14 protein-coding genes, 1 tRNA gene and 1 pseudogene are annotated in these 14475 nt (G+C 62.0%); 10 read left to right on the top strand and 6 right to left on the bottom strand.

Features of this window, described 5'->3' with window-relative positions:
- Positions 1–10 precede the first annotated feature (10 nt).
- The 5 genes from AO057_RS00400 to AO057_RS00380 all read left to right on the top strand — a co-directional run bounded on the left by AO057_RS00400 (position 11) and on the right by AO057_RS00380 (position 3659).
- Positions 11–1447: a cytochrome b gene (locus AO057_RS00400; protein WP_057673762.1), complete on the top strand. Its 1437-nt coding sequence runs from the start codon at positions 11–13 to the stop codon at positions 1445–1447.
- 16 nt (positions 1448–1463) lie between these two features.
- Positions 1464–2219, top strand: coding sequence for a cytochrome c1 (locus AO057_RS00395; protein ID WP_057673761.1), 756 nt, complete (start codon positions 1464–1466; stop codon positions 2217–2219).
- Between the two features lie 156 nt (positions 2220–2375).
- Positions 2376–2987, top strand: coding sequence for a glutathione S-transferase N-terminal domain-containing protein (locus AO057_RS00390; RefSeq protein WP_057673760.1), 612 nt, complete (start codon positions 2376–2378; stop codon positions 2985–2987).
- Positions 2988–3004: 17 nt separating this feature from the next.
- Positions 3005–3508 carry a ClpXP protease specificity-enhancing factor gene (locus tag AO057_RS00385; protein WP_057673759.1) on the top strand — a complete coding sequence of 168 codons (504 nt, stop codon included), beginning with the start codon at positions 3005–3007 and terminating at the stop codon, positions 3506–3508.
- Positions 3509–3583: 75 nt separating this feature from the next.
- Positions 3584–3659: transfer RNA gene (locus AO057_RS00380), tRNA-Thr, on the top strand.
- A 41-nt stretch (positions 3660–3700) separates the two neighbouring features.
- Here the strand turns inward: AO057_RS00380 and AO057_RS00375 are convergent.
- Positions 3701–4048: a hypothetical protein gene (locus tag AO057_RS00375; RefSeq protein ID WP_240480701.1), complete on the bottom strand. Its 348-nt coding sequence runs from the start codon at positions 4046–4048 to the stop codon at positions 3701–3703.
- Here AO057_RS00375 and AO057_RS00370 point away from each other — a divergent pair.
- The 5 genes and pseudogenes from AO057_RS00370 to AO057_RS00350 form a co-directional block, all read left to right on the top strand.
- Positions 4043–4993: pseudogene (locus AO057_RS00370) on the top strand (M23 family metallopeptidase); the annotation flags it as partial. The gene AO057_RS00375 and the pseudogene AO057_RS00370 sit on opposite strands and share 6 nt — an antisense overlap.
- 391 nt (positions 4994–5384) lie before the next feature.
- The gene (gene secA / locus AO057_RS00365) at positions 5385–8129 is read left to right on the top strand and encodes a preprotein translocase subunit SecA (protein WP_057677113.1); all 2745 of its coding nucleotides are present in this window, start codon (positions 5385–5387) and stop codon (positions 8127–8129) included.
- A 38-nt stretch (positions 8130–8167) separates the two neighbouring features.
- Positions 8168–9397: a bifunctional glutamate N-acetyltransferase/amino-acid acetyltransferase ArgJ gene (gene argJ / locus AO057_RS00360; protein WP_057673757.1), complete on the top strand. Its 1230-nt coding sequence runs from the start codon at positions 8168–8170 to the stop codon at positions 9395–9397.
- A 6-nt stretch (positions 9398–9403) separates the two neighbouring features.
- On the top strand, positions 9404–10282 hold the full coding sequence (locus AO057_RS00355; RefSeq protein ID WP_057673756.1) for an ATP-binding protein: 879 nt from the start codon (positions 9404–9406) through the stop codon (positions 10280–10282).
- Complete coding sequence (locus tag AO057_RS00350) at positions 10279–10755, top strand: NUDIX domain-containing protein (protein WP_057673755.1); 477 nt, start codon at positions 10279–10281, stop codon at positions 10753–10755. The genes AO057_RS00355 and AO057_RS00350 overlap by 4 nt, the downstream gene beginning before the upstream one ends.
- A 15-nt stretch (positions 10756–10770) precedes the next feature.
- On the opposite strand, the gene AO057_RS00345 is transcribed toward AO057_RS00350, so the two are convergent.
- The 5 genes from AO057_RS00345 to AO057_RS00325 are packed head-to-tail and all read right to left on the bottom strand — an operon-like array spanning position 10771 to position 14468.
- Entirely contained in the window at positions 10771–10989 is a 219-nt protein-coding gene (locus AO057_RS00345; protein WP_057673754.1) for a DNA gyrase inhibitor YacG, read from the bottom strand.
- A 29-nt stretch (positions 10990–11018) separates the two neighbouring features.
- Complete coding sequence (gene zapD / locus AO057_RS00340; protein ID WP_057673753.1) at positions 11019–11774, bottom strand: cell division protein ZapD; 756 nt, start codon at positions 11772–11774, stop codon at positions 11019–11021.
- A 22-nt stretch (positions 11775–11796) separates the two neighbouring features.
- Positions 11797–12405 carry a dephospho-CoA kinase gene (coaE, locus tag AO057_RS00335; protein WP_057673752.1) on the bottom strand — a complete coding sequence of 203 codons (609 nt, stop codon included), beginning with the start codon at positions 12403–12405 and terminating at the stop codon, positions 11797–11799.
- A 3-nt stretch (positions 12406–12408) separates the two neighbouring features.
- A complete protein-coding gene (locus tag AO057_RS00330) occupies positions 12409–13251 on the bottom strand; it encodes a prepilin peptidase (RefSeq protein ID WP_057673751.1) in 843 nt (280 codons plus the stop codon).
- Entirely contained in the window at positions 13251–14468 is a 1218-nt protein-coding gene (locus tag AO057_RS00325; protein WP_057673750.1) for a type II secretion system F family protein, read from the bottom strand. Before AO057_RS00325 ends, AO057_RS00330 begins: the two co-directional genes overlap by 1 nt.
- Positions 14469–14475: the final 7 nt, after the last annotated feature.

The following is a 14475-nucleotide window of genomic DNA, read 5'->3' as shown; positions in this document are numbered from 1 at the left end:
GAACAAGAACATGGCTGAATTCAAGGAAATCGCTGCCGACGCTCCGGTGGTGGCCAAGCTCACCAACTGGCTGGAAAACCGCTTCCCGACCGCGTTCGACGCCTACCGCGTGCACATGTCGGAGTACTACGCTCCGAAGAACTTCAACTTCTGGTATTTCTTCGGTTCGCTGGCCATGCTGGTGCTGGTGATCCAGATCGTGACCGGCATCTTCCTGGTCATGCACTACAAGCCGGATGCGGCCCTGGCCTTCGGCTCGGTCGAGTACATCATGCGCGACGTGCCCTGGGGCTGGCTGGTGCGCTACATGCACTCCACCGGCGCTTCTGCCTTCTTCGTGGTGGTCTACCTGCACATGTTCCGCGGCCTGATCTACGGCAGCTATCGCAAGCCGCGTGAGCTGGTCTGGATTTTCGGCTGCGCCATCTTCCTGGTGCTGATGGCCGAGGCCTTCATGGGCTACCTGCTGCCCTGGGGCCAGATGAGCTACTGGGGCGCCCAGGTGATCGTGAACCTGTTCTCCGCCATCCCCTTCATCGGTCCGGACCTGGCCTTGCTGATCCGCGGCGACTTCGTGGTCGGGGATGCGACGCTGAACCGCTTCTTCAGCTTCCACGTGATCGCCGTGCCTCTGGTCCTGCTGGGCCTGGTGGTGGCTCACCTGCTGGCCCTGCACGATGTCGGCTCCAACAATCCCGACGGCGTCGAGATCAAGGGCCCGAACGCGCCCAAGGATGCCAAGGGCAAGCCGCTGGACGGCATCCCCTTCCATCCCTATTACACGGTGCACGACATCATGGGGGTCAGCGTGTTCCTGATGGCGTTCTCTGCCATCGTGTTCTTCGCACCCGAGTTCGGCGGCTACTTCCTGGAGTACAACAACTTCATCCCGGCCGACCCGCTCAAGACCCCGGCGCACATCGCCCCGGTCTGGTATTTCACGCCTTACTATTCGATGCTGCGGGCCATCACCGATCAAATGATGTACGCCCTCATCGCCTGCGTGGCGCTGGCCGCTGCCCTGGGCGTCTTGCGTGCCCAGCTTTCGACGCTGGGCAAGGGTGTGGTGCTGGGTGCTGCGCTGGTGCTGATCGCGCTGATGCTGGCCATCGATGCCAAGTTCTGGGGCGTGCTTGTCATGGGCGGTGCCGTCATCATCCTGTTCTTCCTGCCCTGGCTGGACAACTGCCCGGTCAAGTCGATCCGCTACCGTCCGGACTGGCACAAGTATCTGTACGGTTTCTTCGTGTTCATGTTCCTGATTCTTGGCTACCTTGGTATCCAGGCTCCGGGTGTCTGGGGCAACCTTTGGGGCCAAGACGTCGCTCAGCGTGTTTCCCAACTCTTCACTTTCGGCTACTTTGCATTCTTCCTGCTGATGCCCTGGTGGAGTCGTCTGGGTCAGACCAAGCCTGTGCCCAGCCGCGTGACCTTCGAGGCCCACTGAGCCGGAGACTACAAAAATGAAAAAATTCATTCTTGCCCTGACCACCTTCCTCGCTCTCAGCGGAACCCTCCATGCCGCCGGTGGCGGCGTTGCCTGGGACAAGGCACCTGGTAACACCAGTGACCATGCCTCGTTGCAGAACGGTGCCCGTCTCTTCGTCAACTACTGCCTGAACTGCCACTCGGCAGCCTACATGCGCTACAACCGCTTGCAGGACATCGGTTTCACCACCGAGCAGATCAAGGACAACCTGCTGTTCACGACCGACAAGGTCGGCGAGACCATGAAGTCGGCCATCGATCCGAAGCAGGCCAAGGAGTGGTTTGGAGCCAATCCCCCTGACCTCACCGTGATCGCGCGCTCGCGCGCCGGCCACGGTGGCACCGGTGCTGATTACCTCTACACCTTCCTGCGCACTTTCTATCCGGACGAGACCAAGGCCACGGGCTGGAACAACCTGGCTTTCCCCAGCGTCGGCATGCCGCACGTGCTGTGGGAGTTGCAAGGCCAGCGCCGGCCACTGGTCGAGATCCGCAAGGAACACGGCCACGACGTGGAGATCTTCAAGGGCTGGCAGCAGGTGACCCCCGGTACCATGTCTCCCCTGCAGTACGACCAGGCAGTGGGTGACCTGGTGAACTTCCTGCAGTGGATGGGCGAGCCCTCGCAGAACACGCGCGTGCGTGTGGGTGTCTGGGTCATGCTTTTCCTGCTGGTCTTCACCCTGATCGCCTGGCGACTCAATGCGGCCTACTGGAAAGACGTCAAGTAAACGCCTCTTTTGATTAATTTTGCACCAAATCGGTGCAAAACTTGCTATTTATAGAGTGGGTTTGCGACAATGCAGCCCACTCTTTTAGTTTCGACCTGATTTGCTCACAGATCAGTCTGCCCTGAAACTAGGTTTTGATTTTTAGGAGCTCCCCCCATGATGGTGTTGTACTCGGGCACGACCTGCCCCTTCTCCCACCGCTGCCGTTTTGTCCTGTTCGAGAAGGGCATGGATTTCGAGATCCGTGACGTTGACCTCTACAACAAGCCCGAAGACATCAATGTCATGAACCCCTACGGTCAGGTGCCGATCCTGGTGGAGCGCGACCTGATCCTGTACGAGTCGAACATCATCAACGAGTACATCGACGAGCGTTTTCCGCATCCGCAACTCATGCCCGGCGACCCGGTCGATCGTGCCCGCGTGCGTCTGTTCCTGCTCAACTTCGAGAAGGAGTTGTTTGTTCACGTGTCCACGCTCGAATCGCGTGCCGCCAAGAGCAATGAAAAGGCCCTGGAAAAGGCGCGTTCGCACATCCGTGACCGCCTGACCCAGCTCGCCCCGGTGTTCCTGAAGAACAAGTACATGCTGGGCGAGAACTTCTCCATGCTGGACGTGGCTATCGCTCCGCTGCTGTGGCGCCTGGACTACTACGACATCGAGCTGAGCAAGAATGCTGCGCCGTTGCTGAAATATGCAGAGCGTATCTTCTCGCGACCTGCTTATATCGAAGCGCTGACACCGTCCGAGAAGGTGATGCGCAAGTAAGGCCAGCTTCCGTGTCTATGACGAGTGCCAGCGGGACGACTTCGACCCGCCCTTATCTGATTCGCGCCCTTTACGAGTGGTGCACCGATAACGGCCTGACGCCCTATGTGGCCGTGCGGGTCGATGACACGGTGCGTGTCCCGCGCGAATACGTCAAGGACGGCGAGATCGTTCTCAACATCAGCATGGACGCCACCAGCGCCCTGAAGCTGGGGAACGACTACATTGAGTTCAAGGCGCGCTTTGCGGGCGTGGCCCGCGACATCATGGTCCCGCTGAACCGCGTCATGGCCATCTATGCCCGCGAAAGCGGTCAGGGCATGGCGTTCGCACTGGACGAGGACGAGCAAACGCCAATGACCGACGAAGTCGGTTCGGTGGGGCTACCCGTTGAGCCGGAACCGGTCGCCAGTCCGGCGACCGTCCTGAGCAGTGTCGTGCCGGTCCGCGATGAGGGGGGTGATGAGCCTGAACCACCGCGGCCGGGTGGCACGCGTCCTGCGCTCAAGCGTGTCAAATAAGACGGCCTGTGGGCGCGTGGGGCACCGGGCGCCTGTTTTCCTGGCCTCGGGGCCGTACAGTAAAATTGTCAGCGTGCCGATTTAGCTCAGTTGGTAGAGCAACCGCCTTGTAAGCGGTAGGTCGTCAGTTCGAATCCGACAATCGGCACCATTTCCCGGCAAAAATCACGTTTTTGATGGCTTCGGTCGCATTCAGCGGCCCGACGGGATTTGAACTTTGAGCCGTATTGCGCTAATCTGCCAACCTTTGGTGCGCAAATGAGCCTCCATCGCCGGCAGAAGCTGGCGGATTTTGGCAGCAGCAGCATTGCTGTTAACAATCAGACACCAATTCGAACCGTCGATCGGCCCGGCCGTGACCGCAGAGCGCAGCACGGCCGGTATCATCGCTTCAACAGCCTTGAGCCGGGCGATGGAGTCTTTGCTGAGTTCGCTCAGGCGGGCCAGCATCGGCGATTCCTGTGTTGCCTGCAGTAGCGTGACTGACTGATGGCGGCGGGTCGTCATTCGATTGTGGGTTGAGAAGGAATAGAGATGCATTTGATTATCACGGATGCATGGCTGGCCAAAAGCCGTGCAATACATCTGAGTGGTACCAAGCTGCTGCTGGTCGGCCTGAGCCTGTCCTTCGCGCTGATGCTGGTGGCTGCTGGTCTGTACCATTGGGTGTTCCTGAAGGGCGCGCGTGAAGGCTGGCCCGTGATTGGCGCTCTGGTCAAGCTGGTGGTCAAGGACGAATTTGCCCTGCGGGATCGCTTCATGCGCGAGAACCTCGACGTCATGGCCCGCCGGCTCGGCGAAATGCAGGCCAAACTGCTGCAACTGGAGTCCCTGGGCGAGCGTGTGTCTGGCTTGGCCGGTATCAATCCCGCCGACATCCGGGCCAAACCTGGCCAGGGTGGTGCCCTGGTGTCGGGCCGCCCCCTGACGATGGAAGAGCTGGAGAAAACACTGGCGGACCTGGACCGGGTGACGGAGCAGCGTACCGATCTGATGGCGGTGGTCGAGTCCCGCCTGTTTGAACAAAAAGTTCGCACCATGATGATCCCGACCCAGCACCCGGTGGCGTTCGGCGGTGCCGGTTCCGGTTTTGGTTGGCGGATTGACCCATTTACCGGGCGTTCGGCCCTGCACACCGGCATTGATTACCAATCGGCGACCGGCACGGCCATTCTGGCGGCAGCCGGCGGTGTGGTGGTGACCCAGGAGTTTCGCCCCGATTACGGCAATATGGTCGAGATTGACCATGGCAAGGACCTGATCACCCGTTATGCCCATGCGTCCAAGCTCACGGTGAAAAAGGGTGATCTGATCAAGCGGGGGCAGAAGATCGGCGAAGTGGGTACCACGGGGCGTTCCACTGGCCCGCACCTGCACTTTGAGGTATTGGTGCGTGGTGTGCCCCAGGATCCGCACAAGTTCATGAACGCCAGTCGCAGCCAGCCTGCGCAACAGCTGGCGCTGGCCTCGGCTGCTGCTGCCCCGGCCGTGAGGGCCCCAGCACCAGTTGCACCCGTGGCTGTCGCTGCGCCCAAACCGCCGGTGACGACGCTACCGGCGCCCGTCAAGGTGGTCGTGCCGCTGACGGCCCCAGCGTCTGTGAATGGGACGCTGGCCTCCGTTCCGGCAGGCTCCCCGGCCAAGCCGGCAGCAGCAGCCCCTGCTGCTGCTCCAGCCGTGGCTGCCGCGACGGCATTGCCCGTGCCTGCGGCACCCGCCGCGCCAGCGGCACAAAGGTAGAATCAAGCGCTTCGCGCTCCCGGTGCCGCAAGGCGCCGGGGACAGCTGTTGCCTTAACTGGCGACACTCACCACTAGACAGATAAGGATTGCACGGCGCTGCCGGTTTTTTTGACCAGCAGGGCGGTGCGGCGTTCATGGGCATCAACATCCTCACCAAAATTTTTGGTAGCCGCAATGACCGGCTGCTCAAACAATACCGCGGCGTGGCAGCCCGCATCAATGCGCTGGAACCGGAATTCGAAAAGCTGGACGACAGTGCCTTGCAGGCCAAGACCGTCGAATTCCGTGAACGCGTTGCCCAAGGCGAAAGCCTGGAGGCGCTGCTGCCGGAAGCTTTCGCTACCGTCAGGGAGGCCTCCAAGCGGGTGATGAAGATGCGTCACTTCGATGTACAGCTCATGGGCGGCATGTCGCTGCACCAGGGCAAGATATCGGAAATGCGCACCGGCGAAGGCAAGACATTGACAGCCACGCTGCCGGTCTATCTGAACGCCCTGACCGGCAAGGGTGTGCACGTGGTGACGGTCAACGATTACCTGGCCAACCGCGATGCCCGGTGGATGGGGCGCTTGTACAACTTCCTGGGTCTCACGGTGGGCGTGAACCTGCCGCAGATGTCGCGCCAGGAAAAACAGGCCGCCTATGCCGCCGACATCACCTACGGTACCAACAACGAATACGGTTTCGACTATCTGCGTGACAACATGGTCTACGAGGTGGTGGACAGGGTGCAGCGCGGCCTGAACTACGCCATCGTCGACGAGGTCGACTCGATCCTGATCGACGAGGCGCGCACGCCGCTCATCATCAGCGGCCAGGCGGAAGACCATACGGCGCTGTACCTGGCCATCAACAAGCTGGTGCCGGGCCTGACCCGCCAGGAGGGCGAGGCCGATCCCCGCACCGGCGAGGGAGTGATCAAGCCCGGTGACTTCACGGTGGACGAGAAGAGCCACCAAGTCTTCCTGACCGAGATGGGTCATGAAAAGGCCGAGGCCCTGCTGGCCCAGGCAGGGCTGCTGCCAGAAGGCGCCAGTCTTTACGACCCGGCCAACATCACCTTGGTGCACCATCTTTATGCCGGCCTGCGGGCACGGCACCTGTACCACCGGGACCAGCACTATGTGGTCCAGAACGGCGAGGTGGTCATCGTCGACGAGTTCACGGGCCGTCTGATGACCGGCCGGCGCTGGAGCGACGGCCTGCACCAGGCCGTCGAAGCCAAGGAGGGGGTGGCGATCCAGGCCGAGAACCAGACCCTGGCCTCCATCACTTTCCAGAACTATTTCCGTCTCTACGGCAAGCTGGCCGGCATGACCGGTACCGCCGACACCGAGGCTTACGAGTTCCAGGAGATCTACGGCCTGGAGACGGTGGTGATTCCGCCCAACCGACCGAGCAGCCGGGACGACCAGCTCGATCGCGTGTACAAGACCACGCGCGAGAAGTACGAAGCGGCCATCACCGATATCCGCGAGTGCTACGAGCGGGGCCAGCCGGTGCTGGTGGGGACCACCTCGATCGAGAATTCAGAAATCATTGCGCAGTTGCTGGAGAAGGCCAAGTTGCCGCACCAGGTGCTCAATGCCAAGCAGCACGCACGCGAGGCAGACATCATCGCCCAGGCCGGTCGTCCCAAGATGATCACCATCGCCACCAATATGGCGGGCCGCGGGACCGATATCGTGCTGGGCGGCAATGTGGAGAAGGCCATCGAGGCGATCGAAGCCGATGCATCGCTGGACTCGAACAGCAAGCAGCAGAAGATCGACGCGCTGCGCGTGCAGTGGAATCATGAGCATGAGAAGGTGGTGGCTCTGGGCGGCCTGCGCATCATCGCCACCGAGCGCCATGAGTCACGCCGCATCGACAACCAGCTGCGTGGTCGTTCCGGTCGCCAGGGTGATCCGGGTTCTTCGCGCTTCTACCTGAGCCTGGACGATGCGCTGATGCGCATCTTTGCGGGCGACCGCGTGCGCGCCATCATGGACAGGCTGAAGATGCCTGATGGTGAGGCCATTGAAGCCGGCATCGTCACGCGCAGCATCGAGAGTGCCCAGCGCAAGGTCGAGGCTCGCAATTTCGATGTCCGCAAGCAGCTGCTTGAATACGACGATGTGGCGAATGACCAGCGCAAGGTCATCTACCAGCAGCGCAATGCGATCCTCGACGCGGAAGCGTTGTCGACGCAGATCGCCTCGCTGCGCGAGGGCTGCTTTGCCGATCTGGTGCGTCAATTCGTGCCGGAAGAATCGGTGGAAGAGCAATGGGATATTCCGGCTCTTGAAAAAGTGCTGCATGACGAATGGCAGCTGGACTTGTCCCTGCAAAGTCTGGTGCAGGATGCCAGCGCGATCAGTGACGAAGACATCCTGGAAAAGGTGATTGCCGCAGCGCATGCAGCCTACGAAGCCAAGGTGACGCAGGTTGGCGCCGGCAATTTCACCCAATTCGAGCGCATGGTGCTGCTGCAGAGTATCGACACGCAGTGGCGCGAGCATCTGAGCGCATTGGACTATCTGCGCCAAGGCATCCACCTGCGCGGTTACGCGCAGAAGCAACCCAAGCAGGAGTACAAGCGCGAGGCTTTCGAACTGTTTGGCCAGTTGCTGGATTCCGTCAAGAACGAAGTGACGCGTGTGCTCATGACGGTGCGCGTGCAGTCCAGCGAGCAGATCGAGCAGGCGGCCGAGGCCATGGAGAGCAAGGCTGAGCACATCACCAACGTGACCTATACCGCGCCGTCTGAAACCGGCGAAGTGGTGACCACCGTTGACGCCGCGACCCAGGTGGCAGCCATGCCGCGTGTGGGCCGCAACGAACCCTGCCCCTGTGGCAGCGGCAAGAAATACAAGCATTGCCACGGCAAGCTGAGCTGACGCCTTCCTCGTATTACTCATCGTTCTCGAGTTGCACCATGCCCGTCAACCTGTCTGCTCCCAATCCGGCCGAACTCTTTCCCATCGCGGGGGTGCGCATCGGCGTCACTGAAGCCGGCATACGCAAGGCCAATCGAAAAGACCTCACGGTTGTACTGCTCGATGAGGGCGCTTCGGTAGCCGGTGTCTTTACGCAAAACCGCTTCTGCGCTGCACCGGTGCAGGTGTGCCGTGAACATCTTGCCACCGGACGCGGTATCCGCGCGATGGTGATCAACACGGGGAATGCCAACGCGGGCACCGGGCTGGAAGGTCTGGCACGTGCGCGAAGCACCTGTGCGGCGCTGGCCAAACAGCTGAAAATTGCGCCGGAGCAGGTGTTGCCGTTCTCGACCGGCGTGATCATGGAACCCTTGCCGCTCGATCGTATCGAGGCCGGCCTGCCGGCGGCGCTGGCTGATGCGCGCCAGGACAACTGGATGCGCGCGGCCGAGGGGATCATGACCACCGACACCGTGCCCAAGGCTTTCGGTGCGCAAGTCACCATCGCTGGCGCCAAGGTCAGCATCACCGGCATCAGCAAGGGGGCCGGCATGATCCGCCCGAATATGGCCACCATGCTGGGTTATATGGCGACCGATGCCTGCGTCAGCCCGGCCGTGATGCAGCAGCTGGCGCGTGAGCTGGCCGAAGGTTCCTTCAATCGCGTCACGGTCGATGGCGACACTTCCACCAATGATTCCTTTGTCGTCATTGCCAGCAACAAGGCAGCCCATCCGGTGATCGAATCGCTGGACAGCGCCGAGGGCCGGCAGTTGAAGGCGGTCATGCTGGAGATGGCGCGCAAGCTGGCGCAGGCCATCGTGCGCGACGGCGAGGGCGCGACCAAGTTCATCACCATCCGTGTGCAGGGCGGCAAGACGGCAGAGGAGTGCCGCCAGGTGGCCTATGCCATCGCCCACTCGCCGCTAGTCAAGACGGCCTTCTACGCCAGCGATCCGAACCTGGGCCGTATCCTGGCCGCGGTGGGTTATGCCGGCATCGCCGACCTCGACCAGAGCCGCATCGATCTTTTCCTGGACGATGTGCATGTCGCCGTACAAGGTGGGCGCAACCCGTCCTATCGCGAGGAAGACGGCCAGCGCGTGATGAAACAGAGCGAGATCACGGTGCGCGTGGCGCTGGGGCGCGGCCAGGCCGAGGACACGGTCTGGACCTGTGACTTCAGCCACGAGTACGTGACCATCAACGCCGATTACCGTTCCTGATTTTTCATGCAGTCCCAACTTGAACGCCTGTTGCTGCGTGCCGAGCATCTCATGGCGCGCATCGAATCCATCCTGCCCCAGCCGCTGAGCCAGCCCGACTGGGGGGCCTCCATCGCCTTCCGCTACCGCAAGCGCAGCTCGGGCCACGGCGTCATCGAGCCGGTGCGCCACGTGGGAGCGATGAAGCTGGAACATCTCAAGGAAATCGACCAGCAGAAAGAGAAGATCCAGCGCAACACCGAGCAGTTCGTGCGCGGCCTGCCGGCCAACAACGTGTTGCTGACCGGCGCGCGCGGGACCGGCAAGTCCTCGCTGATCCGGGCCTGCCTGCACACCTATGCCGAGCAGGGCTTGCGCCTGATCGAGGTCGACAAGTCCGACATGGTGGATTTGCCCGACATCGTGGACGCTGTCTCGCAGCGCCCCGAGAAATTCATCGTTTTCTGTGATGACTTGAGCTTCGAAGACGGCGAGCCCGGTTACAAGGCCTTGAAGTCCATACTCGATGGCTCGGTATCGGCCACCACGCCCAACGTGCTGATCTACGTGACCAGCAACCGCCGTCATCTGCTGCCCGAGTACATGAAGGACAACCTCAGCTATAGCCACACCGAGGATGGCGAGATCCATCCTGGCGAGGTGGTGGAGGAGAAGATCTCCCTGTCCGAGCGCTTCGGCTTGTGGGTCAGCTTCTATCCCTTCAGCCAGGACGAGTACCTGAGCATCGTGGCGCAATGGCTGTCGTCTTTCGACGTGTCGGAATCCGCCATTGCAGCCGCCCAGCCAGAGGCGCTGGTCTGGGCGCTGGAGCGTGGTTCCCGCAGCGGTCGGGTGGCCTACCAGTTCGCCAAGGACTATGCCGGCAAGCATGTTGGCCAGGCATGAGCAGCCGGCCCCTGGTCGCTGATGGGGACCGCCCGCGTGAGGGCGGGTCAGACCGGCCGGTGACCGAAGTCGCCGTTGGTGTGTTGATCCAGCCGGATGGACGCTTCTTGTTGACCTCCCGTCCTGACGGCAAGGTCTATGCCGGCTACTGGGAGTTCCCGGGCGGCAAGCTGGAGGCTGGGGAAAGCGTGGCGCAGGCGCTGGAACGCGAGTTGCATGAAGAACTGGGTATTGAAGCGTTGGCGATCCAGCCCTGGAAGAGCGAACTGGTCGACTATCCGCATGCGCTGGTGCGCTTGAATTTCTGCAAGGTCACGTCCTGGCGTGGCGAGCTGCAGATGCGCGAAGGCCAGTCCTTTGCGTGGCAGCAACTGCCGGTCCAGATGACCCCCGTGCTACCTGGCGCCGTACCGGTGTTGCAGTGGCTGGCCGAAGAGCGCGCTTATACAGGCGCTACCCGCGCCTCAGTCTGAACTCCGGCGCGCAGGCTATTGCAGCTTGGGGTCGCCGAATTCCTGGTCATCCGGTGGTGCGTCGGCCGGCATGCGGAAGTTTTCACTGGCCCAGGCGCCGAAATCCATTTTCTTGCAACGCTCGCTGCAAAAGGGCCGGTAGGGATTGCTGGGGGCGTAAATGCTATCGCCGCCACACGTCGGGCAGGGTACCCGTCTTGCCTGGTCTGCTGACGTGTCAGTGGGACGTTGCATGGCGCGATGGCGTTACTGGGACTGAAGTCTCAGGAGCACAGAGTCAGGTCGAACGAAGCGTCCTGGTTGCTGGCATGCAGACGGTCATCGGCTTCGAGACGCATCAGACGGATCGAGACGATCAGGCGATTGCCACTGATTTCCGGAATCAGACCCAAGGCAGGGTCGATGGTCAGGCGCAGCAACTGGAAAGTGCGTCCCTGGGGCAGGGGCTGCTGGTACTGACCTCCCGGTGCCATGACTTTTTGCGGTACACCCGCGTCCCGCAGCAGCGTCAACAGCAGGCCGATGGCATCGGCGATGGGGGTCAGGGTGGCGATCCAGCGCTGCAGGTCGGTGCGGCGCTGGTCGCCCGTTTGGTGTTGCCAAGCGAAGTATGCCGGCAGATCAAAGGCGCACGTACCCCCCGGAATGCCGATGCGGCTGCGGATGCTCATGAGCCAGTCGTTCTCGGTCAGGTGGTGGCCTGCCTTGCCGGAGAGGTTGTTGAGCTGGCTGTAGCACTGCTCGACCTGCTGCAGGACTTCGTCGAGCACGGACTGGGCAATGCTCGGATTACCCCGGTACCCGTTGAGGATCTGTTTCTGGCGGTCCAGATCGCGTAGCACGTCCGCCTTGAGGTCGGCACGGGCGCCTACGTCCATGACTTCGAAGAGGCTGGCCAGGGCGTAGTGGTGATCAAGTGCCTCGTCGCGCGCGACCAGCTCGAGCAGTCGGCGGAACAGGTTCTCCAGACGCAGATAGGTTCTGATGCGCTCGTTGAAGGGATATTCGTAGGTGATCACGCTGGTACTTCCGGACGGCGAATCATAGCCCGAAGCGGCGTGCCAGGAGCCCGACCAGACGAGCCAATTCAGGCAGGTCCAGGCCTTCGTTGCAGATCACGTGGTCGGCCGCCTGCAGGCGCAGGCGACGGCTCACCTGCTGTGCGAGGATGCGCTCGACCTCGTCTCGGCTGAGCCGGTTGCGCCGCATCACCCGTTCGATCTGGGTCTCGGGCCGGCAGTCCAGCACCAGCACCTGGTCGAGTTGGGCGCGCCAGTGGGCGGATTCGACCAGCAGGGGGATGTCGAAGACGATGCAGTGGTAACCAGACGTGATGGCAGCCTCGGCCTGGCGCCGGGTTTCCAGGCCGACCAGCGGATGCACGATCTGTTCCAGGCGTTGGCGTGCCGTGGGGTCACTGAAGGCCAGGGCGCGCATGCTGTCCCGATCAAGGGCGCCCTCGGGGGTGATGAAGGCCGGACCGAAGGCCTGCCGGATGGCATCGATGGCGTGGCCGCCTGCCGCCGTGGTCTGGCGTGAAATCGCATCGGCATCGATGATCGCGGCCCCGCGCTCGGCCAGCATGCCGGCCACCGTGCTCTTGCCGCTGCCTATGCCGCCTGTGAGACCGAGACGTGTCACGCCCCGCATCGTTCACAACCCGACAGAACGCAGGATGCTTTGCGGCCCGAAGATCATGGCGGTCAGCCCGGCGGCGGCCAGAAAGGGGCCGAAAGGCACATAGCCGCCTTCACGCAAGCCAGCGCTGAATTTGAGGGCGATGCCGATGATGGCGCCGATCACCGAAGCCATCAGGATGATCGGCACCAGTGCGGTCCAGCCGAACCAGGCCCCCAGGGCCGCATAGAGCTTGAAATCGCCAAACCCCATGCCTTCCTTGCCGGTGACCAGCTTGAAGCTCCAGTACACCAGCCACAAGGCCAGATAGCCGGCGATCGCGCCCCAGAGCGCGTCAGCCAGGGGCACGTTGTTCCACTTCAGTGCCGCCGCGATGAGGCCGGCCCAGAGCAGGGGCTGGGTGATGCTGTCGGGTAGCAGCGTGGTGTCCCAGTCGATCATGGCCAGGGCGACGATGGCCGCCGAGAAACCGCACCAGACCAGACCCATCGGGGTGGCACCCCAGCTCCAGACACAGTAGAAGAACAGGGCGCCGGTGGTCAATTCGACCAAGGGATAGCGCGGGCTGATCGGCGTGCTGCAGGCCGAGCATTTGCCACGCAGAAAGAGGTAGCTCAGCACGGGGATGTTTTCGTGCCAGCGGATCTGATGGCCGCACTTCTGGCAACGCGAACGCGGCAGCACCAGGTTGAAGGTTTCCGCCTGCGGCAAGTCCTTGCCGGCCAGTTCGGCGCACTCGGCAGCCCACTGCCGTTCCATGATTTTTGGCAGGCGATAGATCACGACATTGAGGAAACTGCCGATCATCAGTCCCAGCACGCCGGCCAGGCCGGCATCGAACACCTGCGAGACCAGCATCAGACCACCTGGCCCAGCTTGAAGATGGGGAGGTACATCGCGACCACGATGCCACCGACGATGGTGCCCAGGAACACGATGATGATGGGCTCCATCAGGCTGGACAGGCCGGCGACCATGTCATCCACCTCGGCTTCATAGAAGTCGGCCGCCTTGCCCAGCATGTGGTCGATCGAGCCGGACTCTTCGCCGATGGCACACATCTGCAGGACCATGCTCGGGAACAGATGCGCATTGGCCATGGCCGCCGTCAGGCTGGTGCCGGTGGAGACTTCGTGCTGGATCTTGAGGGTGGCTTCTTCATACAGCCAGTTGCCCGCGGCACCGCCCACGGAGTCCAGGGCTTCCACCAGCGGCACACCAGCGGCAAACATGGTGGAGAGCGTGCGGGTCCAGCGCGCGATGCACGATTTATCGATCAAGGCACCGAAGACGGGGATCCTCAACATCAGCCGATCCATGAACTGCTGCATCTTGCGGTTGCGCTGCCAGGCCTGGAAGAAGAAGTAGAGGCCACCGCCGATACCGCCGAAAATCAGCCACCACCAGGCGACGAAGAATTCACTCATGGCGATGACCATCAGCGTCGGGGCTGGCAGGTCGGCGCCGAACGAGGAGAAAACCTGCTTGAAGGCCGGAACGACGAAGATCATGATGACGGCGACCACGACGAAAGCCACCACGACCACCGAGATCGGGTACATCAGGGCCGACTTGATCTTGGACTTGATGGCCTGGGTTTTTTCCATGTAGACCGCTAGGCGGTCCAGGAGCTGGTCCAGGATACCGGCCTGCTCGCCTGCTTCGACCAGGTTGCAATAGAGGTTGTCGAAGTAGATCGGGTACTTGCGGAAGGCCGTGCTCAATGATGTGCCGGTCTCGACGTCGTTGCGGATGTCGTTGAGCAGTCGTGTCACGCTGGGGTTGGCATTGCCGCGACCCACGATGTCAAAGGCCTGCAGCAGGGGCACGCCGGCCTTCATCATGGTGGCCAGTTGGCGCGTGAACAGGGTCAGGTCCTTGGAGGTGATCTTCTTGCCGGATCTCATCCGGCGTTTCTTGACCTTGCCGGGCATGATGCCCTGGCGGCGCAACGAGGCAAGTACCTGGTTTTCTCCGGCGGCGCGTATCTCGCCGCGCACCATCTTGCCGTTGCGATCCTTGCCTTCCCACTCGAAGACCACTTCCTTGGCGCCCTTGGATTGTGCTGTTGCCATGCTGTCC

Origin of the sequence: Curvibacter sp. PAE-UM, assembly GCF_001432305.1 — a bacterium.
In the GTDB taxonomy this organism is placed as follows: Bacteria; Pseudomonadota; Gammaproteobacteria; order Burkholderiales; family Burkholderiaceae_C; genus Hylemonella.
This window is presented reverse-complemented; position numbering and strand designations above follow the sequence as displayed.

Bases quoted from the DNA above. Each gene is read 5' to 3' on its own strand.
- AO057_RS00400 (WP_057673762.1), top strand. From the start codon at position 11: ATGGCTGAATTCAAGGAAATCGCTGCCGACGCTCCGGTGGTGGCCAAG.
- AO057_RS00395 (WP_057673761.1), top strand. From the start codon at position 1,464: ATGAAAAAATTCATTCTTGCCCTGACCACCTTCCTCGCTCTCAGCGGA.
- AO057_RS00390 (WP_057673760.1), top strand. From the start codon at position 2,376: ATGATGGTGTTGTACTCGGGCACGACCTGCCCCTTCTCCCACCGCTGC.
- AO057_RS00385 (WP_057673759.1), top strand. From the start codon at position 3,005: ATGACGAGTGCCAGCGGGACGACTTCGACCCGCCCTTATCTGATTCGC.
- AO057_RS00375 (WP_240480701.1), bottom strand. From the start codon at position 4,048: ATGCATCTCTATTCCTTCTCAACCCACAATCGAATGACGACCCGCCGC.
- secA (WP_057677113.1), top strand. From the start codon at position 5,385: ATGGGCATCAACATCCTCACCAAAATTTTTGGTAGCCGCAATGACCGG.
- argJ (WP_057673757.1), top strand. From the start codon at position 8,168: ATGCCCGTCAACCTGTCTGCTCCCAATCCGGCCGAACTCTTTCCCATC.
- AO057_RS00355 (WP_057673756.1), top strand. From the start codon at position 9,404: ATGCAGTCCCAACTTGAACGCCTGTTGCTGCGTGCCGAGCATCTCATG.
- AO057_RS00350 (WP_057673755.1), top strand. From the start codon at position 10,279: ATGAGCAGCCGGCCCCTGGTCGCTGATGGGGACCGCCCGCGTGAGGGC.
- AO057_RS00345 (WP_057673754.1), bottom strand. From the start codon at position 10,989: ATGCAACGTCCCACTGACACGTCAGCAGACCAGGCAAGACGGGTACCC.
- coaE (WP_057673752.1), bottom strand. From the start codon at position 12,405: ATGCGGGGCGTGACACGTCTCGGTCTCACAGGCGGCATAGGCAGCGGC.
- AO057_RS00330 (WP_057673751.1), bottom strand. From the start codon at position 13,251: ATGCTGGTCTCGCAGGTGTTCGATGCCGGCCTGGCCGGCGTGCTGGGA.
- AO057_RS00325 (WP_057673750.1), bottom strand. From the start codon at position 14,468: ATGGCAACAGCACAATCCAAGGGCGCCAAGGAAGTGGTCTTCGAGTGG.